General features: G+C 63.4%; 25 protein-coding genes. 4 read left to right on the forward strand and 21 right to left on the reverse strand.

Going from position 1 to position 22,534, the window contains the following annotated elements; genetic code table 11:
- Nucleotides 1-102: 102 nt before the first annotated feature.
- The 6 genes from BM109_RS31610 to BM109_RS31635 all read right to left on the reverse strand — a co-directional run bounded on the left by BM109_RS31610 (nucleotide 103) and on the right by BM109_RS31635 (nucleotide 6,522).
- Nucleotides 103-1,227, reverse strand: coding sequence for a glycosyltransferase (locus tag BM109_RS31610; RefSeq protein ID WP_093352203.1), 1,125 nt, complete (start codon nucleotides 1,225-1,227; stop codon nucleotides 103-105).
- Between the two features lie 8 nt (nucleotides 1,228-1,235).
- Nucleotides 1,236-2,324, reverse strand: a complete 1,089-nt coding sequence (locus tag BM109_RS31615; RefSeq protein ID WP_093351898.1) for a DegT/DnrJ/EryC1/StrS family aminotransferase — start codon at nucleotides 2,322-2,324, stop codon at nucleotides 1,236-1,238.
- Nucleotides 2,321-2,911 (reverse strand): acyltransferase, encoded by a 591-nt coding sequence (locus tag BM109_RS31620; protein ID WP_093351900.1) that lies wholly within the window; start codon nucleotides 2,909-2,911, stop codon nucleotides 2,321-2,323. The genes BM109_RS31615 and BM109_RS31620 overlap by 4 nt, the downstream gene beginning before the upstream one ends.
- 17 nt (nucleotides 2,912-2,928) lie before the next feature.
- Nucleotides 2,929-3,876 (reverse strand): Gfo/Idh/MocA family protein, encoded by a 948-nt coding sequence (locus tag BM109_RS31625; RefSeq protein ID WP_093351903.1) that lies wholly within the window; start codon nucleotides 3,874-3,876, stop codon nucleotides 2,929-2,931.
- Between the two features lie 24 nt (nucleotides 3,877-3,900).
- Nucleotides 3,901-5,202, reverse strand: coding sequence for a nucleotide sugar dehydrogenase (locus BM109_RS31630; RefSeq protein ID WP_093351906.1), 1,302 nt, complete (start codon nucleotides 5,200-5,202; stop codon nucleotides 3,901-3,903).
- A gap of 129 nt (nucleotides 5,203-5,331) precedes the next feature.
- Nucleotides 5,332-6,522 (reverse strand): polysaccharide biosynthesis/export family protein, encoded by a 1,191-nt coding sequence (locus BM109_RS31635; protein ID WP_371269009.1) that lies wholly within the window; start codon nucleotides 6,520-6,522, stop codon nucleotides 5,332-5,334.
- Nucleotides 6,523-7,311: 789 nt separating this feature from the next.
- Here BM109_RS31635 and mscL point away from each other — a divergent pair.
- Complete coding sequence (mscL, locus tag BM109_RS31640) at nucleotides 7,312-7,743, forward strand: large conductance mechanosensitive channel protein MscL (protein WP_093351910.1); 432 nt, start codon at nucleotides 7,312-7,314, stop codon at nucleotides 7,741-7,743.
- Nucleotides 7,744-7,777: 34 nt separating this feature from the next.
- Here the strand turns inward: mscL and pdxA are convergent, their stop codons facing one another.
- The 3 genes from pdxA to BM109_RS31655 are packed head-to-tail and all read right to left on the reverse strand — an operon-like array spanning nucleotide 7,778 to nucleotide 10,961.
- On the reverse strand, nucleotides 7,778-8,842 hold the full coding sequence (gene pdxA / locus BM109_RS31645) for a 4-hydroxythreonine-4-phosphate dehydrogenase PdxA (protein WP_093351912.1): 1,065 nt from the start codon (nucleotides 8,840-8,842) through the stop codon (nucleotides 7,778-7,780).
- Nucleotides 8,839-9,612, reverse strand: a complete 774-nt coding sequence (locus BM109_RS31650) for a Nif3-like dinuclear metal center hexameric protein (protein WP_093351915.1) — start codon at nucleotides 9,610-9,612, stop codon at nucleotides 8,839-8,841. Before BM109_RS31650 ends, pdxA begins: the two co-directional genes overlap by 4 nt.
- Complete coding sequence (locus tag BM109_RS31655; protein ID WP_093351917.1) at nucleotides 9,609-10,961, reverse strand: MFS transporter; 1,353 nt, start codon at nucleotides 10,959-10,961, stop codon at nucleotides 9,609-9,611. The genes BM109_RS31650 and BM109_RS31655 overlap by 4 nt, the downstream gene beginning before the upstream one ends.
- Nucleotides 10,962-11,265: 304 nt before the next feature.
- On the opposite strand from BM109_RS31655, the gene BM109_RS31660 reads away from it, so the two are divergent.
- The gene (locus tag BM109_RS31660; RefSeq protein WP_093351920.1) at nucleotides 11,266-12,429 is read left to right on the forward strand and encodes a S1C family serine protease; all 1,164 of its coding nucleotides are present in this window, start codon (nucleotides 11,266-11,268) and stop codon (nucleotides 12,427-12,429) included.
- A 94-nt stretch (nucleotides 12,430-12,523) separates the two neighbouring features.
- On the opposite strand, the gene tatC is transcribed toward BM109_RS31660, so the two are convergent.
- From tatC to BM109_RS31705, 9 genes are all read right to left on the reverse strand, one after another.
- Nucleotides 12,524-13,333: a twin-arginine translocase subunit TatC gene (gene tatC / locus BM109_RS31665; protein WP_093351923.1), complete on the reverse strand. Its 810-nt coding sequence runs from the start codon at nucleotides 13,331-13,333 to the stop codon at nucleotides 12,524-12,526.
- Nucleotides 13,334-13,414: 81 nt separating this feature from the next.
- A complete protein-coding gene (gene tatB, locus BM109_RS31670) occupies nucleotides 13,415-13,876 on the reverse strand; it encodes a Sec-independent protein translocase protein TatB (protein WP_093351925.1) in 462 nt (153 codons plus the stop codon).
- A 12-nt stretch (nucleotides 13,877-13,888) separates the two neighbouring features.
- Entirely contained in the window at nucleotides 13,889-14,134 is a 246-nt protein-coding gene (gene tatA / locus BM109_RS31675; RefSeq protein ID WP_093351928.1) for a Sec-independent protein translocase subunit TatA, read from the reverse strand.
- 62 nt (nucleotides 14,135-14,196) lie between these two features.
- Nucleotides 14,197-14,556 carry a histidine triad nucleotide-binding protein gene (locus BM109_RS31680; protein ID WP_093351930.1) on the reverse strand — a complete coding sequence of 120 codons (360 nt, stop codon included), beginning with the start codon at nucleotides 14,554-14,556 and terminating at the stop codon, nucleotides 14,197-14,199.
- On the reverse strand, nucleotides 14,546-14,935 hold the full coding sequence (locus tag BM109_RS31685) for a DUF4870 family protein (RefSeq protein WP_093351933.1): 390 nt from the start codon (nucleotides 14,933-14,935) through the stop codon (nucleotides 14,546-14,548). The genes BM109_RS31680 and BM109_RS31685 overlap by 11 nt, the downstream gene beginning before the upstream one ends.
- A 47-nt stretch (nucleotides 14,936-14,982) precedes the next feature.
- Nucleotides 14,983-15,363, reverse strand: coding sequence for a phosphoribosyl-ATP diphosphatase (locus BM109_RS31690; protein ID WP_093351935.1), 381 nt, complete (start codon nucleotides 15,361-15,363; stop codon nucleotides 14,983-14,985).
- Entirely contained in the window at nucleotides 15,360-15,758 is a 399-nt protein-coding gene (gene hisI / locus BM109_RS31695) for a phosphoribosyl-AMP cyclohydrolase (protein WP_177239513.1), read from the reverse strand. The genes BM109_RS31690 and hisI overlap by 4 nt, the downstream gene beginning before the upstream one ends.
- 40 nt (nucleotides 15,759-15,798) lie before the next feature.
- Nucleotides 15,799-16,578 carry an imidazole glycerol phosphate synthase subunit HisF gene (gene hisF, locus BM109_RS31700; protein ID WP_093351941.1) on the reverse strand — a complete coding sequence of 260 codons (780 nt, stop codon included), beginning with the start codon at nucleotides 16,576-16,578 and terminating at the stop codon, nucleotides 15,799-15,801.
- A 27-nt stretch (nucleotides 16,579-16,605) separates the two neighbouring features.
- Nucleotides 16,606-17,442 carry a D-hexose-6-phosphate mutarotase gene (locus BM109_RS31705; protein ID WP_093351943.1) on the reverse strand — a complete coding sequence of 279 codons (837 nt, stop codon included), beginning with the start codon at nucleotides 17,440-17,442 and terminating at the stop codon, nucleotides 16,606-16,608.
- 180 nt (nucleotides 17,443-17,622) lie between these two features.
- On the opposite strand from BM109_RS31705, the gene BM109_RS31710 reads away from it, so the two are divergent.
- Together BM109_RS31710 and BM109_RS31715 are read left to right on the forward strand one after the other, a co-directional pair.
- Complete coding sequence (locus tag BM109_RS31710) at nucleotides 17,623-18,930, forward strand: dicarboxylate/amino acid:cation symporter (protein ID WP_093351945.1); 1,308 nt, start codon at nucleotides 17,623-17,625, stop codon at nucleotides 18,928-18,930.
- A 13-nt stretch (nucleotides 18,931-18,943) separates the two neighbouring features.
- A complete protein-coding gene (locus tag BM109_RS31715) occupies nucleotides 18,944-19,840 on the forward strand; it encodes an amino acid ABC transporter substrate-binding protein (RefSeq protein WP_093352206.1) in 897 nt (298 codons plus the stop codon).
- A 12-nt stretch (nucleotides 19,841-19,852) separates the two neighbouring features.
- Here BM109_RS31715 and BM109_RS31720 read toward each other — a convergent pair whose 3' ends face one another.
- From BM109_RS31720 to hisH, 3 genes are all read right to left on the reverse strand, one after another.
- Complete coding sequence (locus BM109_RS31720; RefSeq protein WP_093351948.1) at nucleotides 19,853-21,037, reverse strand: AAA family ATPase; 1,185 nt, start codon at nucleotides 21,035-21,037, stop codon at nucleotides 19,853-19,855.
- Between the two features lie 16 nt (nucleotides 21,038-21,053).
- Nucleotides 21,054-21,797 carry a 1-(5-phosphoribosyl)-5-[(5-phosphoribosylamino)methylideneamino]imidazole-4-carboxamide isomerase gene (gene hisA, locus BM109_RS31725; protein ID WP_093351950.1) on the reverse strand — a complete coding sequence of 248 codons (744 nt, stop codon included), beginning with the start codon at nucleotides 21,795-21,797 and terminating at the stop codon, nucleotides 21,054-21,056.
- 66 nt (nucleotides 21,798-21,863) lie between these two features.
- Nucleotides 21,864-22,529, reverse strand: a complete 666-nt coding sequence (gene hisH / locus BM109_RS31730; RefSeq protein ID WP_093351953.1) for an imidazole glycerol phosphate synthase subunit HisH — start codon at nucleotides 22,527-22,529, stop codon at nucleotides 21,864-21,866.
- Nucleotides 22,530-22,534 lie beyond the last annotated feature (5 nt).

A 22,534-nucleotide genomic window follows, 5' to 3' on the forward strand; every position in this document is an offset into this window, starting at 1 on the left:
AACCCAACAGAGTCAACTTCATATCGCAATCAATAACACCCAACTTGAACAGGGGCGAAGTTTTTTTCAAAATTGACCGACTTGTGCAGCCATGTAGTTTTGTCATGGAACCACAATGTGCTTCCAAACCCCTAAATTTCCTCGCCATGTGGACGAGCTTTCAATAAAACCTCGAGCCCCATCATTATTTAAATCCAAATTTCGAGCATCGAAATTTATTTCGAACTCTAATGCTCGTCCAACTTCATCTTTATTATTTATACTTCTTATTCTTCCGCCGGCCTCAATAATCTCCTTGTATGGCAACCATGCTCCAGCTATCACGCGCCCCCCCGCGTAAAGCACCTCCTGCATTGAGCCGCTGAATTGATCGCTAGGCTGGATATTGATCAAGACATCCGTTACACATCGTATTTTTGCAATTTCTTCTGGTCCATAGAATTTTTTGAGGACAACGAAATGTTCCACATGATTTCGCTCCAGTGAATCTCTAATACGCTGCTCTGCGGAAGGATCGCCGTATCCGAGCGTGAATATCAAAGCCGCCTTATCTTTTAGAGATCGATCTAGCTTCGAAAATTTCTCGACAACCAAGGTTTGTTGCTGAGATTCATTTGCGTTGTATCCGGCAAATATAAGGACTTTTTCCGAAGGAAGACCAAATTCTTCACAGATACCATGCCGGTCAATTTTTTTCGAAATGATCCGATCGATTTCTTCAAGTACCGGTAATCCAAAGCGTGCAACTTTCAATCGGCAGCTCGGGACCGAGCGGTGTTTTTTTGAAAACTCTTCCTTCGTCGCTGGGTTGGTGAAGACAATGCTCTTGGAAGATCGATAAATAACTGACTGTAGTAGAATTTTTATTTTGGTAGATTTGTAAAAATCGCTCCCCCATATCACCGAAACAATATTTTTTGTCATCGAGCGCATGCGAAGAACATGGGGCGCCAAAAAAAAGAATACATAGTGAATTACAATGGCATCGTACTCGGATGCGACTTTTTTCAGAGCCGCACGAATTCGAAAAAACAAGTCCAGTTGCCGCCCAAGTACTTTTTGTTTGCGAATATCTAATGGTACATACTCGATAGTGCGTGCATTTACGCCCTGAACTTCATTCGACAGCGAAATTAGATCAACAACAAGTTCTTCGGAGGAAAACTGAGAAATAAAATCTCTAACAAATACAGATTCGGCAGATCCAATTACCAGAATTTTCTTCACAGCAGTCGCTAAATATTTTTGAGTGCTTGCAGAATTGCGCCAAGTGCTTCGTCATCTACATATGGATGCATTGGAAGACTTAAAACCTGACTTGCGACTTCGTCACCAATGAGAAGTTTCACCTTCAAATCAGCCACTGCGGGCTGCTTATTTAATGGAATGGGATAATGAACCGTGGTTGGAATTCCCGCCTTTTTCATTCGTTCTTGTAAAGCGTCACGATCCGCTACCCGAACGGTGTATTGCGCCCAAGCGCTCCGATTTTCTGAATCGACATACGGAGCAGTTACTGCAATATCGATTTCTTTGAGTAATTTCCCGTATTCCGTGGCCACCCGCTGACGGGCCGCGATTTCGTCATCAAAGATTTCCATTTTTGCTAACAACACCGCCGCCTGCAGCGTATCGAGGCGACTATTCACACCGACCCGAACATGGTGATACCGGCGGTCCTGCCCATGGCGTGCGATCTGCCGCATCACCCTTGCCAGTTCGTCATCACTGGTAAAAATCGCCCCTCCGTCCCCATAGCATCCCAGTGGTTTGCTCGGAAAAAAGCTCGCGCACGCGATGGTGCTGAGATTACAGCTCTTGCGCCCTCTATAGGTAGCGCCAAAGCTCTGCGCCGCATCTTCGATGACGGGAATACCATTCTTGGCAGCAATCGCGTTGATAGCGTCGAAGTCTGCGCACTGACCATATAAGCTAACCGGCACAATGGCTTTGGTCCGCGCAGTAATAGCCGCTTCAAGCAGCGCCGGATCCAGGTTGTAGGTTCGCCGGTCAATATCCACGTACACTGGCTTGGCACCCAATAGCGCTACGGTCTCGGCAGTTGCAATGTAGGTAAAACCCGGAGTTATAACTTCGTCCCCCGGTCCAATGCCAAGCGCCATTTGGGCGATCTGCAATGCATCAGTGCCGTTGGCCACGGTAATGCAATGCCTAGCGCCTGTGTAGGCAGCCAATTTTTCCTCCAACTCAGCGACTTCAGGGCCGAGGATATACTGCCCATGAGCGAGGACGCGCTGAATGGCTGCGTCGATCTGGTCCTTGATGCGCGCTTGCTGGGTCTTGAGGTCGATGAATTCGATCATGGCTTCTTGTTATCCGACTTAGTCACGGCGTTGCCTTCGAGTACATAACGCGCACCGGTGTGTGCGCAAACGGCTTCTGCCTTACCTTCGAGTGGCAATGAAAGTTGCTCGCCAAATTCGCTCATCCAGCCGATCTGCCGGGCTGGTACGCCCACCATGAGCGCATAAGCCGGCACATTTCTGTTGATTACGGCGCCGGCGCCGACAAAAGCGTATTCCCCCACCGTGTTGCCACAAACGACGGTGCAATTGGCGCCCAGCGTCGCGCCGCGTTTCACGATAGTGCGACGGTACTCGTCCTTGCGAGTGACGGCCGAGCGCGGGTTGTAGACATTGGTAAAGACCATGCTCGGCCCGCAGAAGACATCGTCTTCCAAAGTGACCGCGTCGTAAACGCTGACGTTGTTCTGAATCTTTACGTTGCGGCCGATGGTTACGTCGTTGCCTACATAGACGTTCTGGCCCAACGAGCATCCCTCGCCAATGGATGCCTGCGCGCTGACGTGAACCCAATGCCAGATACGGGAACCGTCGCCGATGCGGGCCCCGTCGTCGATGATGGCGGTGGGGTGGGCTTTGTATGCCATGACGACCTCGCTTCGCGTCAGGCCAAGTGACGCACAAACGGGTGTACTTCACCCTGCTCACCCTGAACAGGCGTCGAGCGGCGAATCACGTCAACGGTCTCGATGCAGTGACGCGCGTCTTCGAGGCCATAGCCGCGACCCGCGAGGATTTCCTTGTAGCTCACCGTGTGCAGGTCGGTGAAGCCTTCGGAAAATTCGAGCTTCTCGCCACTGATGTCGATGTTTCGGAAAGTGGTCTTCTTTCCCTTTACGTCAGCCGGCAGATCGTTGGCGTCAATGGACAAGAACCACCGCACGCGCGCACGCTCGTATTCAAGATACCCTGCCGCTTTTGCGATACCGCTGTAATGCACCACATTGCGCTGCAGCTTGCCGAAGATGAAATGCAGCATGTCATAGAAGTGCACGCCGATGTTGGTTGCCACGCCGAACGACTTGCGGTTGTCGCCCTTCCAGCTTTCCATGTACCACTTGCCGCGCGAAGTGATGTAGGTCAGCTCGACATCGAACTTGGTATTTGCCGGTGCGGCAGCGACCTTGTCGCGTAACTTGAGAATGGCATCGTGATGACGCAACTGAAGAATGTTGAAGACGCGCTTGCCGGTTTCCTTTTCTACAAGCTCCAGTTCGTCAATCAGATCGGGCGTCGGCACCAGTGGCTTTTCGCAGATCACGTCGCAACCCAAGCGCAGACCTGCGGCAATGTGCGGGTGATGCAGATAATTGGGGCTGCAGATCGCCACGTAGTCCAATGCAGTTGCGGGATTGCGCTTGAGTTGCTGCGCATACTCTAAAAACCGTTCAAACTCCGTAAAAAATTCGCTTTGCGGCGAGATGCTGTCGATGATGCCGACCGAATCGTTGATGTCGTAGGCGATCGCAAGATGATTGTCCGTGTCTTTGATGGCACGCATGTGGCGCGGAGCGATGTAGCCGGCTGCGCCGATAAGAGCAAAGTTTTTCATGTCGGGGGAAAGGCGGGAAAACGCTTAAAGACGGAACACGGAAAAGCCGCTGTCGCGCGCATCCTGCGCGTTGTACAGGCTCTTGACGTCCACCAGGACGGGCCGTTCGCCCCGGCACAAAGCACGCAATTCAGCCATGCTCGCGCGACGGTACTCGTTGTGGCCCACCGCGACGACAAGTGCGTCGACCGGATGGTCCACGTCGACATGGCCGAGTTGAAGGCCGTACTCGTGGGACACCTCTTCAGGCTCAGCCCAAGGGTCTACCACTTCCACGGAAGCCCCCCACGCCTCGAACTCCCGCACCATATCCACGATCTTGCTGTTGCGGATGTCCGGGCAGTTTTCTTTGAAAGTGATGCCCAGCACACCGATACGGCAGCGCGGCACGTCCATGCCATTCTTAAGCATCAGCTTGATGGTGTTACGGGCAACATAGCGCGCCATGTTGTCGTTGATGCGACGTCCGGCCAATATCACCTGCGGGTGATAGCCAACCTGCTCGGCCTTGTGTGTGAGGTAATAGGGGTCCACGCCGATACAGTGCCCACCGACAAGGCCCGGGCGAAACGGCAGAAAGTTCCATTTGCTGCCCGCGGCCTCAAGCACGTCGAGAGTATCTATACCTAAGCGCTCGAAGATCACGGAGAGTTCGTTCACCAGCGCGATGTTCAGATCGCGTTGCGTGTTCTCGATAACTTTGGCGGCCTCGGCCACCTTGAGACTGGCCGCTTTGTGCGTACCCGCAGTAATGATCTCGTTGTAGAGGGCGTCCACCAGATCTGCTACTTCAGGGGTGCTGCCGCTGGTGATCTTTTTGATCTTTGTAAGCGTGTTGACTTTGTCCCCCGGGTTGATCCGCTCCGGGCTGTATCCGCAGAAGAAATCGACATTGAATTTCTTGCCGCTGAACTTCTCCAGCATGGGTACGCAAACCTCTTCGGTGGCCCCTGGATAAACCGTCGACTCGAAGATCACGATCGCACCGGTCTTCATGACCTTGCCGATGGTTTCGCTGGCCTTTATCAGAGGCGTCAGGTCTGGTCTATTGGCATTGTCGATCGGCGTTGGAACCGTCACGATAAAGACGGCGCAATCGCGCAAGTCATCGGCGTGTGACGTAAAGACAAGTTGCGTTGCAGCCTTCAGTTCTTCAGGCGTGGTCTCGAGCGTATGATCTTGTCCGCCTTGAAGTTCGGCAATGCGTTTGGCATTGATGTCAAAGCCGACAACTTGACGCTTTTTGCCGAACTCCACGGCAAGGGGCAGCCCCACATAGCCCAGGCCAACGATCGCAATAGGTTGTTTGAGAGGAAGAATTTGCATACTAAGAACACCGAAGTCAAAGACTTGTCGACGTGTCTCCGACAGAAGACTTCGCCTGAGCGCCTGAACGATTTTTGATAGCCCCAATCACCGTATTCGCCGTTCAGGCAATGAATGGGGCTCTATGAATCAGTTGTTATGCCTGATGTAAATTTCGCTCGCAGTATTCGCCACCGAAGCCGAAGGCAGAATCAGGTTGACAACACGGTTCCATTTGACCAACGGCACGGGATCAATGTAGACCACGTCTTGAGACTGCAGCCGAAACTGGCTCGCAATCGCAAGTGCAGCGGGGTTCTTGGCATTGAGATTGAAGATCGCAGGAGCACCTGTTGCACCTTGCCGAATGACATAAATCTGACCGGCACTGGCCGTGGCATTCATTGGCCCTCCGGCTTCGCCCAAGGCTTCACTCAAGCTGAGACGACCATTGCTGCGCATGGGCAATGCCAAAGGTGCGAGGACCTCGCCCATGAGAAAGACCTTGGAGTCCTCCCTATTCGCCACGCGGATGGTGTCCTCGCTTTTCAGAGGAATGCTGTTGCCGTCATAACCGGCCTCGCGCAGCTTGACCAAATCAATGAGGATGGACTGGCCATTCCGAATCAGCGTGACCGAGGACCGATTCCCCGCCGCCGTGATGCCACCAGCTCGGTTGATGGCTTCATTCAGCGTCATCGGGACGTCCGTGAAGATCTGCGAGCCAGGAGTGCGAACTTCGCCTTCCACGTACGCACGGCGACTTCTGAAGGATTGGATTCGCACCGTGACCTGGGGATCGCGAATGTGCGGTCTCAGCAACTTGATCAGCAGATCCGAAGCATCGCCTTCGCTCAAACCTGCAACGCGCACACGACCGATATAGGGAAATGCAATCTCGCCGTCGGCATCGACGATGAACCCCGGAGCGACCTGCACGCCCGTCGGATCCACCGACTGCGAGATGACAGCCCCTGCATTCGGCAAAAGTTCAGGGTGGTCATACACGATGACACCCACCACATCGCCCGATCCAATGGTGTAGCGCGCGCCCTTGCCAAACAGCGCACGCACTTCCGACGGCACGCCCTGAGGTGCGGCCTCGGCCAAGGTACGAACCAGCGCAAGGGAAATAGGAGTGATCTCGCCCTCGGGCGCCCCGTCCGGCAGATAGCGGAAGTCGTTGGGCAACGGACCGGCAGCGTCATAGGGTTCGACGTTCCCCATGCCTGGTGCAATTGCGCATGCCTGCAACACCATCACAGATGCAAGCAGACCCCACTTCAGAAAATTCGCTACTCTTTTCAATTTCAACCCCCACGGAAAATCAATTTTCGCCATCGTCAATTTCGAATTCGGGACAAGCCCTACCTCAACAAAACCCGAACCAAATGATTGGCTGGCCCAATGGGGTGCACATAGCGTCTTCTCAAAACGATCCTCATCGCACGACTGATTGATTGTTGAACAACCCAGACCCCCAAGCGCATCTGCGCCTGGCCTCTGACGCGGTGGTCAGACAGCCTCCCTGTTTGGCTGTTGGTCAAGAGACCCGCGGGATTTCCCTCCCCAGGCCAACCCGGCATTGTCGCTGCACGTGACGACTGCTATCCCAGCTTGTGAGTTGCAAAAGATTGTGTCCAACCCTTGCTCGACAGGTCGATCATAGGCGAGTCCTTTGGTCTCTCTCGTTTCAACACCCCCTGCCCAGCAAACCAATCTACTCGATGAAGAAGACTTTTTTATAACCTTCGTAGCATTGCCAAAGTGTTAGCGATCCCCACGTCGTTACCGTTTTCCGTGGGGAAACGTTGTTCGACACCCACGAAAAACCTCGCCGAGAAGGCCGCCCGCGTGAATGTAAAGTTGCGAAAAAGTTCGCGCATCCCCCGCTTGAGGGAGTGCCAAGAGGCAAAGGCTTGCCTCAGTCCGAGCAGGACTGGAAACAACTAGCAACAAGTTGGGCTCAGTCGGGTCACCGAGCGATCTGTCGCGCCGACAGAAATCCAGATTCGATTCAGCTTTGTGAAGGACTTCATGAGGCTCAGGCACCACGCCACGCGGAACACCACGGCCTCCCGTGCATACTGGCGCCTCTCTCAACCCCAGTGCTCCCGCACCCTCCCAACCATGACCATCCTCAGCGAATTCAAGGAGTTTGCCGTCAAGGGCAATGTCGTCGACCTGGCGGTCGGCGTGATCATCGGCGCGGCCTTCGGCAAGATCGTCGATTCGCTCGTGGCTGACATCATCATGCCGGTCATCGGCTTGGTGTTCGGCAAGCTGGACTTCTCGAACCTCTATGTGGTCCTGGGCACGGTGCCCGCGGGAATCGCCAACAACCTGGCGGAGCTCAAGAAGGCCGGCGTGCCGGTGCTGGCGTACGGCAACTTCATCACCATCGTGGTCAACTTCGTGATCCTCGCCTTCATCATCTTCATGATGGTCAAGCAGATCAATCGCCTGCGCCGCACGGAAGAAGCCGCACCGGCTGCCCCCGCCGCACCGCCCGAAGACATCGTGCTGCTGCGCGAGATCCGCGACAGCCTCAAGCGCTCCTGAAGCGCAGCGCGGCCCTGAAGACCGCGCGCCCCTCTCAGATACCGGCCAGCGCGCGCGCCATGCGCAGCGCCTCGACCAGGCTCGATGCATCCGCCCGCCCGGTGCCCGCGATATCGAACGCCGTCCCGTGATCGGGGCTGGTCCGCACCAGCGGCAGCCCGAGCGTCACGTTCACGCCCTTCTCCACGCCCAGGTACTTCACCGGGATCAGTCCCTGGTCGTGGTACATCGCCACCACCACGTCGAACTCGCCGCTATCGGCCACGCCGGGCCGCTTCGCGCGGGCACGCATGAAGACGGTATCGGGCGCATGCGGCCCATCGGCGGCGATGCCTTCGGCGCGCGCCGCGGCGATGGCCGGCACGATGATCTCCTGCTCCTCCGACCCGAAGAGTCCGCCCTCCCCGGCATGCGGGTTGAGCCCCGCAACGCCGATGCGCGGCGCGCGGCGCAGGGTGCGCGAGAGCGCATGGTGGGTGATGCGCAGGGTCTCGAGCACGCCGTCGAAGGTGACGGCCTCGATCGCCTGGCGCAGCGACATGTGGATGCTGACGAGCACGGTGCGCAGCTCGTCGTTGGCCAGCATCATGCGCACGGGCACCTCGGCCACGCTGCGGCCCAGATGCGCCGCGGCCTCGGCCTGCAGCAGTTCGGTATGGCCCGGAAAGGGAAATCCTGCCGCCGACAACGCTTCCTTGTGCAAGGGCGCGGTGACGATGGCAGCGATCTCGCCGCGCAACGCGGCTTGGGCCGCCCAGACCACCGCGTCGCCCGCCGCGCGCCCAGCCTCGGCGCTGATGCGGCCATGGACCACTCCCTGCGGCGACGCGATCACCTGCAGCACAGGCACACAACCGGGCGGAACCTCCAGCGCCTCGGCCGACGAAGCAATCTCGACCACGGGCCACACCGGATGCCCGGGCGCCGACAGGGCCTGCAGCGCCGCCCGCATCGTGCCCACATCGCCCGCCACGAAGGCGCCGCGCGTGGCGTCGGACGCATCGCGAAACGCCTTGCCGATGATCTCGGGCCCGATGCCGGCCGGGTCTCCGAGCGTGATGGCAACAGGCTTACTGCCCGCGGAAGCGTCGCCCGTCATGCCGGGTTGTCGATGTCGATGAACTCGTGCTGGAGCCCGAGCTGCGCAGCCACGTGTTCGGCCACGGCAGGCGCGCCATAGCGCTCGGTGGCATGGTGCCCGCACGCCAGGAAGGCCACGCCCATCTCTCGCGCGTAGTGGGCCTGCGGCTCCGAGATCTCGCCGGTGATGAAGGCGTCGGCGCCGGCCGCGATGGCGGCCTCGAAGTAGCCCTGCGCACCGCCTGTGCACCAGGCGATGGTCTTGATCGGACGATGGGCAGCGTCGACCAGCGTCACGGGCCGCTTGAGCACCTTCTCGACGTGGACGGCGAGCGCCTTCGCGTTGGCCAGGGTCTCGCCGTCCTCGAGGCCGCCGAGAAAGCCCAACTCCTGCTCGCCGAAGCGTCCGGCCGATCCGGGATGCGCCAGCAGACCGAGCTGCAGGCCGAGCTGCGCGTTGTTGCCGAGCTCGGGATGCGCGTCGAGCGGCAGGTGGTAGGCGAAGAGGTTGACGTCGCGGTTCAGCAGCAGCGCCAGCCGCTGCTTCATCCAGCCGGTGACGCGGCCGTCCTGGCCGCGCCAGAACAGGCCGTGGTGGACGAAGATGGCATCGGCCTCGGCGCGGATGGCGGCCTCGATCAGCGCGCGGCTCGCGGTCACGCCCGAGACGATCTTGCGCACCGTGGTGCGGCCCTCGACCTGCAGGCCGTTCGGTCCGTAGTCCTTGAAGCGCTCGGGAGCGAGCAGCAGGTCGAATGCGTGAAGCAGTTCGTGGCGGGTGGTGCTCATCGCGACATTGTCGCGCCGCCGGCCGACGCCACGCCAGCCCGCATGGGGTGGCCGCGCGCAGCCAGGGGCCAGAACGCGAGCACGAAGCCGAGCGCGGCGAGCACCGCCACGTAGTGCGCAGGCGCCATGCTGTCGTGCTGCAGCCAGAGCGTGAGGACCACCGGCGTGAGCCCACCGAAGACGGCGTACGACATGTTGTACGCGAACGAAAGCCCCGTGAAGCGCACCGGCGCGGGGAAGGCGCGCACGCCGGCGATCGGCACGGTGGCGATGGTGCCCACGAACAGGCCCGTCAACCCGTAGTGCCAGAACAGCGTGGCCGGCGTGCCGGGCAGGCCGGTGTAGAACAGGTAGGCGGTCACGAACAGGCCACCCCAGCCGATCAGCATCACGGCGCGCGTGCCGATGCGGTCGCTGGCCCAGCCGGCGATCACGCAGCCGATGGTCAGCGTGAGGGTGGCGAGTGCATTGGCCTCGAGCGCAAGCGCAGCCGGGATGTGGTGCACCTTCTGCAGGTAGGTGGGCGTGTAGAGCACGATCACCACGATCGCGGCCGACAGCACCCAGGTCTGCAGCGCGACGAACACGCTGGCGCCGCGGTGCTCGCGCAGCACGGTGCGCAGCGGCAGCTCGCGCGCCACGCTGCGGCGGTCGGCCAGTTCGCGGAACACCGGGGTCTCGTGCAGGAAGCGGCGCAGGTACACCGACACCAGCCCGAACACGCCGCCGAGGATGAAGGGGATGCGCCAGGCGAAGTCGCTCACCTGCTCGGGCGCGTAGTGCCGGTTGATGGCCACGGCCACCAGCGAGCCCAGCAGGATGCCGCCGGTGATGCCCGAGGTCAGCGTGCCGACGCCGAAGCCGTAGCGCTGCGCGGGCACGTGCTCGCCGACGAACACCCAGGCACCGGGCATCTCGCCGCCGATGGCTGCACCCTGCAGCACGCGCATGGCCAAGAGCAGCAGGGGCGCCGCCACGCCGATGCTGGCGTAGGTGGGCAGCAGGCCGATGACCAGCGTGGGCGCGGCCATCAGGAAGATCGACAGCGTGAACATGCGCTTGCGGCCGAGCAGGTCGCCGAAGTGCGCGATCACGATGCCGCCGACCGGCCGGGCCAGGTAGCCGGCCGCGAAGATGCCGAAGGTCTGCAGCTGGCGCAGCCAGTCGGGCATGTCGGTCGGGAAGAACAGCGCGCCCAGCACGGTGGCGAAGAAGACGTAGATGACGAAGTCGTAGAACTCGAGCGTGCCGCCGAGGGCGGACAGGGCGAGCGTCTTGTAGTCGCGGGCATCGAGCGCGCGGGCCGGGGCCGGCGTGGTGCCGTCCGGGGTGATGGCGTGTGAAGTCATGGCGGGCGGAGAGTCATGGCTGCGCACCGGGGCCGCAAGGCCGGATGGGAAGCGAAAGCGGTACGCCGACGAAAGTGCCGGGCCGCGTCCACCGGGTGGGCGGTGCAGCGGCGAAGGAGAGCCGGGTCGGCAGGGCACCGATGCTAAGGGTTATCCCTTATAGGCGCCTCGAGCCTCCAGGAATCTCGACCGGCCGGCGCGGTCTTCGTCCTCTGCCGTTGAGAGACAATCTCCCGCAGCGCCGCGCTCCGCGGCCTTTCCCCCTCAGCGCCCTCGCCCTTTCGCGCCTTTTCACCAAGTTTTCATGAAACGCACCTGGCTGCTCTTCGCCCAAGCCGTGACCGTCCTGCTGGCGGCCTATTTCGTGGTCGCCACGCTCAAGCCCGAATGGATCAACCGGCGCACGACCTCGCTGGGCGGCGTGGTCTCGATCATCGAGGCGCCCGCCAGCTCGACGCCGGGCGTGCCCGCGCCCGGCAGCCTCAGCGCCGCGGCCAAGAAGGCCTCGCCGGCAGTGGTGAGCATCAACACCAGCAAGGCGGCGCAGCGCCATCCGCGCAGCAACGACCCCTGGTTCCGCTTCTTCTTCGGCGACCAGGACGACCAGCCCCAGGTGGGCCTGGGCAGCGGCGTGATCGTGAGCACCGACGGCTACATCCTCACCAACAACCACGTGGTCGAGGGCGCGGACGAGATCGAGGTCACGCTCAACGACAGCCGCCACGCGCGCGGCAAGGTGATCGGCACCGACCCCGACACCGACCTGGCCGTGCTCAAGATCGAGCTCGACAAGCTGCCGGTGATCGTGCTGGGCAGTTCCGATGAGCTGCAAGTGGGCGACCAGGTGCTGGCCATCGGCAATCCCTTCGGCGTCGGCCAGACCGTGACCAGCGGCATCGTCTCGGCGCTGGGCCGCAACCAGCTCGGCATCAACAACTTCGAGAACTTCATCCAGACCGACGCGGCCATCAACCCCGGCAACTCGGGCGGCGCGCTGATCGACGTCAACGGCAACCTGCTGGGCATCAACACCGCGATCTACTCGCGCTCGGGCGGCAGCATGGGCATCGGCTTCGCCATTCCCGTGTCGATGGCCAAGATCGTGCTCGAGGGCATCGTGAAGGAAGGCCAGGTGCGCCGCGGCTGGATCGGCGTCGAGCCGAGCGACCTCTCGCCCGAGCTGGCCGAGACCTTCGGCGTGAAGGCCGACGCGGGCGTGATCATCACCGGCGTGCTGCAGAACGGCCCGGCCGCCAAGGCCGGCATCCGCCCTGGCGACGTGATCACCGCGGTGGGCGACAAGAAGACCGACAGCGTGCAGGCGCTGCTGACCGCCGTGGCCGGCCTCAAGCCCGGCAGCACCGCGCGCTTCGCGCTGCAACGCGGCAGCGACAAGATGGAACTGGACGTGATGCCGGGGCTGCGGCCGAAGAGCCCGGTGCGGCAGGTGCCGAACCAGAACGAGTGAACGAACGAGACGCGCGGGCCCGGGTCCGCGCAGCCATGAAAAAAGCGGCCGACGGGCCGCTTTTTTCATGCCGGATCCGGAAGATCCTCGCCGCTCAGGGCGGCGTGGTCGACGAGGAATCCGCTTCCTCGTCCTCCGGCGACTTCGAGACGCGCGAGAAGTACTTGGCCCCGATGATCCCGACCTCGTACAGCACGCACATCGGGATCGCCAGCGCCAGTTGCGACACCACGTCGGGCGGCGTCAGCACGGCGGCCACGATGAAGGCCACGACGATGAAGTAGCCGCGGAAGGAGCGCAGCTTCTCGATGGTCACCATCTCGAAGCGCACCAGCAGCATCACGACGATCGGCACCTGGAAGGCGACGCCGAAGGCGAGATAGAGCGACAGGATGGCCTCGACGTACGAGGAGATGTCGGGCGTGGCCGCCACCGCGGCCGGCGTGAACTTCTGGATGAAGCCGAACATCTTGTCGAGCACGAACAGCTGCACGAAGGCGATGCCCGCGTAGGCCAGCAGGCTGCCGAAGATGATCAGCGGCAGCGCGAAGCGCTTCTCGTGGGTGTAGAGGCCCGGCGCCACGAACATCCAGGCCTGGTACATGAGCCACGGCAGCGCGAGCAGCACGGCGGCCATCATCAGCACCTTGAGCGGCACGAAGAAGGGCGAGAACACGCCCACGGCGATCAGCTTGGCGTCGGGCGGCATGTGGGCGCGGATCGGCATCGCGATGATGTCGATCAAGCCGCCCGGACCGGGCCAGACCGCCAGCAGGATGCCGGCGATCGCCATGCCGTAGACGCAATAGAGCAGCCGGTCGCGCAGCTCGATCAGGTGCGCGACGAAAGGCTGCTCGGTGCCGGCGAGCTCGTCTTCTTTGTTCTTGGAGTCGGAATCAGCCATTGAGGAGATGGAAAGCGTGGGCTGCCGACGGGCGGCGCGCGTGGGAACGCTGGGTGGAGGGGGAAACGCGCCGCGCCGCTGCTAGCTGACCTTGTGCGGCCGGTAGCGCGCGACGCGCGCCGCGCCCGACAGCGCCTTGGTGCGCACGCCGTTGCGGGACTTGTACCACTGCGGCGTGGCGCCCTGCTTGAGGCGCCAGTTCTTGCGCGGATGCTTGTAGACCGGCACCACCGGTTCCGGTTCGGCCAGCGCCGAGAGGGTTTCGCCCGCGGGGGTGGAGAACTGCTTCTCGAGGTCGCTCACGCCCGAATGGATGTTCTGCTCCACGTCGCGCGCCGCGTCCTCGACGGTGGTCTTCATCTTGCGGAGCTCGTCGAGCTCCATCGAGCGGTTGACCTCTGCCTTGACGTCGTTGACGTAGCGTTGCGCCTTGCCGAGCAGCGTGCCGACGGTGCGCGCCACGCGCGGCAGCTTTTCGGGTCCGATGACGATCAGCGCCACGACGCCGATCAGCGCCATCTTCTCAATGCCGAGGTCCAGCACGTGTCGCCCGGATCAGGACTTGTGGCGTGCTTCGACGTCGATCGTCGGCTTGTCGGTGGCGGCCGACTGGCTCGTGACCTGGGCGGCCGGGCCGGTGGCGGTCGGCGCGTCGGTCGCGGAACCGTCCTTCATGCCGTCCTTGAAGCCCTTGACGGCACCACCGAGGTCGGAACCCATGTTCCGAAGCTTCTTGGTACCGAAGATCATGACGACGACGAGCAGCACGATCAGCCAGTGCCAGATGGAAAAAGAACCCATGGAAGACTCCTAAGAATGTGCCGATTTTAGTCGCGGCGAATGTGACAAATTTACTTAACGGCTCAGCCGCGAAGCCAGGGGCGCGGACCGCCCATGACGTGGACATGGAGATGATGCACCTCCTGCCCCCCTTCGGTACCCGTGTTGACCACCACCCGGTAGCCGCCTTCGGGGTACGGATTGCAGCCCTGCTCGAGCGCCAGCCTGGGCGCCAGGGTCATGATCTTGCCCATCAGGGCCGCGTCGTCGGGCGTCAGCTGGGCCATCGACGCGATGTGCTTCTTGGGCACCAGCATGAAGTGCACCGGCGCCCAGGGCGCGATGTCGTGGAAGCCGAAGACGTCCTCGTCCTCGTAGACCTTGCGCGACGGGATCTTGCCCTCGACGATTTTGCAGAAGATGCAGTTCGGATCAGATGACATCGTTGGGTTCCATGGGACGGCCGTCGTTCATCCGGATCATGCCTTTCACGATCCGGTAGAGGAACCACAGCGAAATCAGGCTCCAGGCGATCCAGCCCGGGACGAAGAGCAGCAGCCAGAGCCACGAGGTGACGATGTACAGCAGCCCGGCCCAGAGCACCGAGCGGATGCGCCAGCTGAAGTGCGAGGCCTGCCAGGTGCCGGCCGCGTCGTCGCGCTTCACGAAGTCGATCACCAGCGCCAGCAGCAGCAGCAGCACCGAGGCCTGGGCGCCCGGCACCACGGCGCCGATGGCGACGATCAGGTGCAGGATGTAGCTGACCCAGCCCCAGGTCTTGAGCGAGTCGTCGGGCTGAACGTTCACGATGTCGTTGGGCATGGCGATGTCCTTTCGGTCGTCAGAGTCATCCCTCGGCAATCAGGCGGTCACTCGCTGGCGGCTTCGCGGGCCTGCACCTTGCGCAGCGCCTTTTCCTCGATGCCGCTGGTGCCTTCGCGCCGCTCGAGTTCGGCCACCACCTCGGCGGGCGTCAGGCCGTAGTGCGCGAGCGCCACCATGGTGTGGAACCAGAGGTCGGCCACCTCGTAGACCACCTTCGTGCGGTCGCCGCCATGGTCGGCGTCCTTGGCCGCCAGCACCACTTCGGTGGCTTCCTCGCCGATCTTCTTGAGGAAGGCGTCGGGACCCTTGTGCAGCAGCCGCGCGACGTAGCTCTTCTCGGGATCGCCGCCATTGGCGGGCAGGCGGCTCTCGATGACCGCGGCCAGGCGTGCGAGGGCGTCGTTGGTGTTCACGGTGCCGCTCATTTGTAGATCGATTCCGGGTCTTTCAAGACCGGCTCGGTCACGGTCCACTGGCCGTTCTCGTACTTGCTGAAGAAGCAGCTGTGGCGACCGGTGTGGCAGGCGATGCCGGGCTCGTGGCCCAGTTGGGTGACCTTGAGCAGCACCACGTCGTTGTCGCAGTCGAGGCGGATCTCGTGCACGGTCTGCACGTGGCCCGATTCCTCGCCCTTGAACCAGAGCTTGCCGCGCGAGCGGCTGAAATACACCGCACGGCCGAGTTCGGCGGTCTTCTCGAGCGCCTCACGGTTCATCCACGCGAACATCAGCACGTCGTTGGTGCCTTGTTCCTGGGCGATCACCGGCACGAGGCCGTTGGCGTCCCATTTCACTTCATCGAGCCAGATCATGGGCGGGATTGTCGGCGATCGGCCGGCCGCGACCGACGCCGAAGGGTCATTAAATCCGCACCGGGATGCCGCGCTCGGCCATCCGCGCCTTGGCCTCGCCGACCGTGTGCTCCCCGTAGTGGAAGATGCTCGCGGCCAGCACGGCGTCCGCCCCGCCCTTCTGGATGCCATCGGCCAGGTCGTCGAGGTTGCCCACGCCGCCCGAGGCGATCACCGGCACGTTGACGGCGTCGCTGACGGCGCGGGTCAGCGCCAGGTCGAAGCCGCTCTTGGTACCGTCGCGGTCCATGCTGGTCAGCAGGATCTCGCCGGCGCCGCGGCGCGCCATCTCGGTGGCCCACTCGACGGCGTCGAGACCGGTGTTCTTGCGCCCGCCATGGCTGTAGACGTCCCAGCCCGGGCCGCGGCTGGCCGCTTCCTCGGGCGTGCGGCGCTTGGCGTCGATGGCGACCACGATGCACTGGGCGCCGTACTTGGCCGAGGCGTCGCTGATCACCTGCGGATTGGCGATGGCGGCCGAATTGAAGCTGGTCTTGTCGGCGCCGGCATTGAGCAGCCGACGCACGTCTTCCACGGTGCGCACGCCACCGCCCACGGTCAGCGGGATGAACACCTGCGAGGCGACCGACTCGATGATCGGCAGGATCAGATCGCGGCCGTCGCTGGTGGCGGTGATGTCGAGGAAGGTCAGCTCGTCGGCGCCCTGCGCGTTGTAGCGCGCGGCGATCTCGACCGGGTCGCCCGCGTCGCGCAGTTCGAGGAAGTTGACGCCCTTGACGACGCGGCCGCCGGTGACGTCGAGGCAGGGAATGATGCGTTTGGCGAGCATGGTGGGGTAACTGGAAGGAAGTGGGAATCAGAGGACGCGCAGCTGCTGCCAGCCCTGCCACTCGGCGCCGGGCGCGAGCTGCACGGGCTCGTCGATGCGCGCGGCTTCGACGCAGAGCATGTGGCGAAAGCCGTCCTCGGGCATGTCGGCGAGTTTCGCACCGAGCGCGGCACCCGGGTTCCAGACCACGGTTTCGGTGCAGGTGGCGCCCTGGGCGATCTCGAGCGTGCCGCCGGGCTGCACCAGCCGCAGCGGCTCGGCGGGCGCGGCATAGACGCTGTCGAACTCGGATTCGAAGCGCAGCGCCGGCGCGGTTTCCACATGGCGGTCGTCGCGCACCGCATCCCAGCGGTTGGCGCCTTGCAGGCCTTCGAGCCGGGCCTCGGCGATGTCGTCCACGGCCAGGTAGGTGTGCAGCGCGGCCGTGAAGCCGAAGGGCCCGCCGCCGAGGTTGCGCAGGCTCAGCGCGGTGCGCAGTTGCCCGGCCTCGAGCGTGAAAGCGACCCGCGCCTCGAAGGCATGCGGCCACAGGGCCCGGGTGGCGTCGTCGTCGCGCAGCCGCAGGGTCAGCGCGCCCGATTCGGGATCCACGCCCTGGCTCTCCCAAGGCAGATTGCGCATGAAGCCATGTTTGGGGAGCATGCCGCGCTGGTTGAACTGCGGACAGCAGATGGGCACGCCGCCGCGGATCGCGGTCTTGCCGTCGAACACGGCGCGCGGGCTCAGGTAGAGCCTCTCCCTGCCGTCGGCCGTGGTCCACGAGAGCAGATGCGCCCCGTGCAGGGCCACGGTGAGGGTGCTGCCGTCGGCACCGGTGGCGCGCAGCGCGGGCTGGCCGCGGAACTCGATCGAGCTGGTGTGCATGTGAGGAATTGTAGGCAGCGCTCCGATCGCACCGTCTTCGCGCAACATCGGCGCCTCGCGCGGCACGGCCATGGGGCCTAAAGACTGCATGGTCAGGCCCCGATTGCAAGCCGGGGGCCTTCTTGGATACCCTGTGCCTGCAAAAAAATCGCTCACACAACCAAGCACAAGGGGAATCGAATGAAGAAGAAGTTGCCGATGGCGGCGTGGATACTGATTGCCATGGTGCTCGGCATCATCCTCGGCTACATGATCTTCGCGAGCTTCCCGGACAAGGGAACCGCCAAGGAGATCGCGGGCTATGTCTCGATCGTCTCGGACGTGTTCCTGCGCCTGATCAAGATGCTGATCGGGCCGCTGGTGTTCTCCACGCTCGTGGTCGGCATCGCGCACATGGGCGACGCCAAGTCGGTGGGCCGGGTGTTCGGCAAGGCCATCGGCTGGTTCCTCACGGCCTCGCTGATCTCGCTGGTGATCGGCCTGGTGATGGCCAACCTGCTCGAGCCCGGCGCCAACCTGGGCCTGCCGCTGCCCGACATCGGCGCCTCGGCGAACCTCGCGACCTCCAAGTTCACCTTCAAGGACTTCGTGAGCCACACGGTGCCGAAGTCCTTCATCGAGGCCATGGCCAACAACGAGATCCTGCAGATCGTGGTGTTCTCGATGTTCTTCGGCGTGGCGCTGGCCTCGCTCGGCGACAAGGCGAAGACGCTGGTCGCCGCCACCGAGGAACTCTCGCACGCGATGCTGAAGATCACGGGCTACGTGATGAAGCTCGCGCCGCTCGCGGTGCTGGCCGCCATGGCCGCCACGGTGGCGGTCAACGGGCTGGGCATCCTGATCAAGTTCGCGGTGTTCATGCGCGACTTCTACCTTGGCCTGTTCGTGCTGTGGGGCGTGCTGATCCTCGCGGGCTTCACCTTCCTCGGGCCGCGCGTGTTCAAGCTCTTGGTGCTGATCAAGGAAGCCTTCCTGCTCTCGTTCGCCACCGCTAGTTCGGAAGCCGCGTACCCGAAGATCCTGCAGGCGCTCGACCGCTTCGGCGTCAAGCGCAAGATCTCGAGCTTCGTGATGCCGATGGGCTACTCGTTCAACCTCGACGGCTCGATGATGTACTGCACCTTCGCCGTGCTGTTCATCGCGCAGGCCTACAACATCCACATGCCGATCAGCACACAGGTCACGATGCTGCTGATCCTAATGCTCACCTCCAAGGGCATGGCCGGCGTGCCGCGCGCCTCGCTGGTGGTGATCGCCGCCACGCTCAACCACTTCGACATTCCCGAGGCCGGCCTGTTGCTGATCCTGGGCGTGGACACCTTCCTCGACATGGGCCGCTCGGCCACCAACGCGGTGGGCAACTCGATCGCCACCGCCGTGGTCGCCAAGTGGGAAGGCGAGCTGCTGCCGGAGAGCGAGGCCGAGCTCAACGCGGCCAAGCTCGACGAAGAGGCGGCCGCGACGCTGGCGCATCCGGCGCATGGCTGAGGCGATGCGCACCATGACGACGATGCTTGGCAGGGCCGGCCTGGCCTGCGCGGCCCTGCTGCTCGCGGCCGGCGCGGCGCAGGCCCAGGAGCTGCTCACCGGCACGCTCGCCAAGGCGCGCGCCAGCGGCGCCATCACCATCGGCTACCGCGAATCCTCGGTGCCCTTCTCCTTCCTCAACACGCGCAAGGAACCGGTCGGCTACTCGATCGAACTGTGCCGCGAGCTGGTCACGGCGATCGGCAACGCGGTCGACCGCACGCTCGCGATCCAGTGGGAGCCGGTCACCTCCGACTCGCGCTTCGACGCGGTCACGAGCGGCAAGGTCGACCTCGAATGCGGCTCGACCACCAGCAACCTCGAGCGCCAGAAGCGCGTGAGCTTCTCGCCGACGATCTTCGTCTCGGGCACCAAGGTGCTGGTGAAGAAGGGCACGCCGATCGCCTCGTTCCGCGACCTCGCGGGCCGCAAGGTGGCGGTGACGGCGGGCACCACCAACGAGAAGACGCTGCGCGATCTCTCCGAGAAGTTCAAGCTCGGCATCCAGCTGCAGGTGGCGCGCGACCATGCCGAGTCCTTCGCTCTCGTGAGGAGCGGCCAGGCCGATGCCTTCGCGACCGACGACGTGCTGCTCTACGGTCTGATCGCGCAGGAGAACGCCCAGGCCGACTACCGCGTGGTCGGCGACTTCCTCTCCTACGACCCCTACGGGATCATGTACCGCAAGGGCGACCCGCAGCTCGCGAAGGTGATCAACGACAGCTTCCAGGTGCTGGCCGAGGACGGCGAGATCGAGCGCCAGTACAAGCGCTGGTTCCTGCGCAAGCTGCCCACCGGCGCCAGCCTCGACCTGCCGATGAGCGCGCAGCTCGAGACGATCATCAAGACGATGTCGGTCAAGGCCGAGTAGCGGGGGCGGCCTTCAGCGCGCCGGCCACTCCCAGCGCGGAATCTCGCTCATGTCGAGGTTCGCGATGCGGGTCTCGCCCAGGCGCTTCTCGAGCACCACCGACTGCAGCGCGACGCCGCCCGCGGCCGCCTCCTCGAGCGCGGCGATCAGCCGCGAGGCGTGCGACACCACGATCACCTGCGACTCGCGCGCGGCATGCGCGATCAGCCGGCCGAGCGCGGGCAGCAGGTCGGGATGCAGGCTGGTCTCGGGCTCGTTGAGCACGAGCAGCGCGGGCGGCCGCGGCGTGAGCAGCGCCGCGATCCACAGCAGGTAGCGCAAGGTGCCGTCGGACAGCTCGGCGGCGGTCAGTGCGCGCAGCAGGCCATGCTGGTGCATCAGGGTCTGGAAGCGGTCGCCGGCGGCGTCGATCTCGATGCGCGCACCCGGGAAGGCATCGTCCACGGCGCGATCGAGCGCCTCGCCATCGCCGATCTCGCGGATGGTCTGCAGCGCCGCGGCGAGGTCGGCGCCGTCGTTGGCCAGCACCGGCGTGCGGGTGCCGAGCTGCGGCTGGCGCGCCGGCGCCTCGGCGTCCGAGCGGAAGTGGTCGTAGAAGCGCCAGGAGCGCATCTGCTCGCGCAGGGTGAGCATCTCGGGCGCGTCGCGCGGATCGGCATGCTCGGTCAGCATGCTCGCGAAGGGCGGGATCGGCCGGCCCACGGGCTGCCAGCCACGGCCGTCGCGCAACCGCAACGAGGCACCCTTGCGGTCGACCAGCTGCGTGGACGGCCGCAGCAGCGGGCCGCTCCAGATGGCCTCGTGCTTGATCTCGGGATCGCGCGAGAAGGCGGTCGAGGGAATCGGCGGCGGCAGGCCGATGTCGATCGCGTAGCCGAAGTCCTCGGAGCTGGCGCCTGCGAAGCCCAGCTTCAGCGCGACCGGTTCGCTGCGCGTGGTGCCCTGCACCGGCATCTCGCCGCGCAGCATGGCGGCCGAGAAGCGCTCGGGCCCGGCCCACAGCGTGGAGGACAGGCCGCCCTCGCGCACCAGCGAACGGATCGCGCCGCCGTTGGCGATCTCGGCCAGCAGGCGCATGGCGCGGTAGACGCTCGACTTGCCGCTGCCGTTGGGCCCGGTGACCACGGTGAGCCGCGCGAGCGGCACCGTGAGCTGGCGCAGCGAGCGGTAGTTGGCGATGGCGAGCGCGGACAGCACGCGCCGCCGAGCCTCCTCAGGCGCCGGCCAGTTCGTCGGCGCGCGCCTGCGCCTGAGCGAAGTCGAGGTCGCCCGAGTAGATGGCGCGGCCGCAGATCACGCCTTCGACGCCCTCGGATTCGACCGCGCAGAGCTGGTCGATGTCGGCCATGTTCGACAGGCCGCCCGAGGCGATCACCGGAATGGACAGCACGCGCGCGAGCTTGACCGTGGCCTCGATGTTGATGCCCGACAGCATGCCGTCGCGGCCGATGTCGGTGTAGATGATCGATTCGACGCCGTAGTCCTCGAACTTCTTGCCCAGGTCGGCCACCTCGTGGCCCGTGAGCTTGCTCCAGCCGTCGGTGGCGACCTTGCCGTCCTTGGCGTCGAGGCCCACGATGATGTGGCCGCCGAAGGCGCTGCAGGCGTCCTTGAGGAAGCCCGGGTTCTTCACGGCGGCGGTGCCGATGATCACGTAGCGCAGGCCGTCGTCGATGTAGCGCTCGATGGTGTCGAGGTCGCGGATGCCGCCGCCGAGCTGCACCGGGATGTCGTCGCCGACCTCCTTCAGGATCGCCTTGATCGCCGCGTGGTTCTGCGGCTTGCCCGCGAAGGCCCCGTTCAGGTCGACCAGGTGCAGGCGCCGGGCACCGGCCTCGACCCATTTGCGCGCCATGGCGGCAGGGTCTTCGCTGAAGATGGTGGACTGTTCCATGTCGCCTTGTTTCAGGCGTACGCAATGGCCGTCTTTGAGGTCGATCGCTGGGATGAGGAGCATGAAAGTGACGCGAGAGTGCAACGAAAGGGCGCCGGCCGGCGGCGCCCGGTCAGGGGAACGAAGTGTTCAGGGATTCCAGTGGAGGAAGTTTCGGTAGAGCTGCAACCCGTGGTCCGCACTCTTCTCCGGGTGGAACTGGGTGGCAAAAATGTTATCGCGTGCGATGGCGGCGGTAAAGCATGCCCCGTATTCGGCTTCGCCCACGCTGTGCCGCGCATCGACCGGCCGCGCGTAGAAGCTGTGCACGAAATAGAAGTAGCTGCCGTCGGGCACCCCGGCCCACACGGCGTGCGGCTGCGCCTGGCGCACCTGGTTCCAGCCCATCTGCGGCACCTTGAAGCGGCTGCCATCGGGTTGCAGCCGGCCTTCGAGTTCGAAGCGGACCACCTCGCCCGGGATCAGGCCGAGCCCGTCGGTCGGTCCCTCATCGCTGCGCGACAGCAGCATCTGCATGCCCACGCAGACGCCGAACAGCGGCTTGCTCGCCGCGGCCTCGAGCACCGATTCGAGCAGCCCCGAATCGCGCAGCTCGCGCATGCAGTCGGGCATGGCGCCCTGCCCCGGCAGCACCACGCGCGTGGCCTTGCGCACCACCTCGGGGTCGGAGGTCACGAACACCTCCACGCCGACCTGGTCGGCGGCATGGCGCACCGCCTGCGCGACGGAGTGCAGATTGCCCATGCCGTAGTCCACCACGGCGACGGTGTTGGCGTTGTTTGCTACAGTTTTCATAGCTT

Origin of the sequence: Variovorax sp. PDC80 (assembly GCF_900115375.1) — a bacterium.
GTDB lineage: Bacteria > Pseudomonadota > Gammaproteobacteria > Burkholderiales > Burkholderiaceae_C > Variovorax.

Excerpts from the sequence above, each read along its gene's own strand:
- tatC (WP_093351923.1), bottom strand. The coding sequence starts at position 13,333 with ATGGCTGATTCCGACTCCAAGAACAAAGAAGACGAGCTCGCCGGCACC.
- BM109_RS31620 (WP_093351900.1), bottom strand. The coding sequence starts at position 2,911 with ATGGCATACAAAGCCCACCCCACCGCCATCATCGACGACGGGGCCCGC.
- BM109_RS31680 (WP_093351930.1), bottom strand. The coding sequence starts at position 14,556 with ATGTCATCTGATCCGAACTGCATCTTCTGCAAAATCGTCGAGGGCAAG.
- BM109_RS31655 (WP_093351917.1), bottom strand. The coding sequence starts at position 10,961 with ATGACTTCACACGCCATCACCCCGGACGGCACCACGCCGGCCCCGGCC.
- hisF (WP_093351941.1), bottom strand. The coding sequence starts at position 16,578 with ATGCTCGCCAAACGCATCATTCCCTGCCTCGACGTCACCGGCGGCCGC.
- BM109_RS31660 (WP_093351920.1), top strand. The coding sequence starts at position 11,266 with ATGAAACGCACCTGGCTGCTCTTCGCCCAAGCCGTGACCGTCCTGCTG.
- mscL (WP_093351910.1), top strand. The coding sequence starts at position 7,312 with ATGACCATCCTCAGCGAATTCAAGGAGTTTGCCGTCAAGGGCAATGTC.
- BM109_RS31690 (WP_093351935.1), bottom strand. The coding sequence starts at position 15,363 with ATGAGCGGCACCGTGAACACCAACGACGCCCTCGCACGCCTGGCCGCG.
- hisA (WP_093351950.1), bottom strand. The coding sequence starts at position 21,797 with ATGCTCCTCATCCCAGCGATCGACCTCAAAGACGGCCATTGCGTACGC.
- BM109_RS31615 (WP_093351898.1), bottom strand. The coding sequence starts at position 2,324 with ATGATCGAATTCATCGACCTCAAGACCCAGCAAGCGCGCATCAAGGAC.
- BM109_RS31630 (WP_093351906.1), bottom strand. The coding sequence starts at position 5,202 with ATGCAAATTCTTCCTCTCAAACAACCTATTGCGATCGTTGGCCTGGGC.
- BM109_RS31650 (WP_093351915.1), bottom strand. The coding sequence starts at position 9,612 with ATGAGCACCACCCGCCACGAACTGCTTCACGCATTCGACCTGCTGCTC.
- BM109_RS31685 (WP_093351933.1), bottom strand. The coding sequence starts at position 14,935 with ATGCCCAACGACATCGTGAACGTTCAGCCCGACGACTCGCTCAAGACC.
- BM109_RS31710 (WP_093351945.1), top strand. The coding sequence starts at position 17,623 with ATGAAGAAGAAGTTGCCGATGGCGGCGTGGATACTGATTGCCATGGTG.
- BM109_RS31715 (WP_093352206.1), top strand. The coding sequence starts at position 18,944 with ATGACGACGATGCTTGGCAGGGCCGGCCTGGCCTGCGCGGCCCTGCTG.
- BM109_RS31635 (WP_371269009.1), bottom strand. The coding sequence starts at position 6,522 with ATGGCGAAAATTGATTTTCCGTGGGGGTTGAAATTGAAAAGAGTAGCG.
- hisH (WP_093351953.1), bottom strand. The coding sequence starts at position 22,529 with ATGAAAACTGTAGCAAACAACGCCAACACCGTCGCCGTGGTGGACTAC.
- BM109_RS31625 (WP_093351903.1), bottom strand. The coding sequence starts at position 3,876 with ATGAAAAACTTTGCTCTTATCGGCGCAGCCGGCTACATCGCTCCGCGC.
- BM109_RS31705 (WP_093351943.1), bottom strand. The coding sequence starts at position 17,442 with ATGCACACCAGCTCGATCGAGTTCCGCGGCCAGCCCGCGCTGCGCGCC.
- tatA (WP_093351928.1), bottom strand. The coding sequence starts at position 14,134 with ATGGGTTCTTTTTCCATCTGGCACTGGCTGATCGTGCTGCTCGTCGTC.
- pdxA (WP_093351912.1), bottom strand. The coding sequence starts at position 8,842 with ATGACGGGCGACGCTTCCGCGGGCAGTAAGCCTGTTGCCATCACGCTC.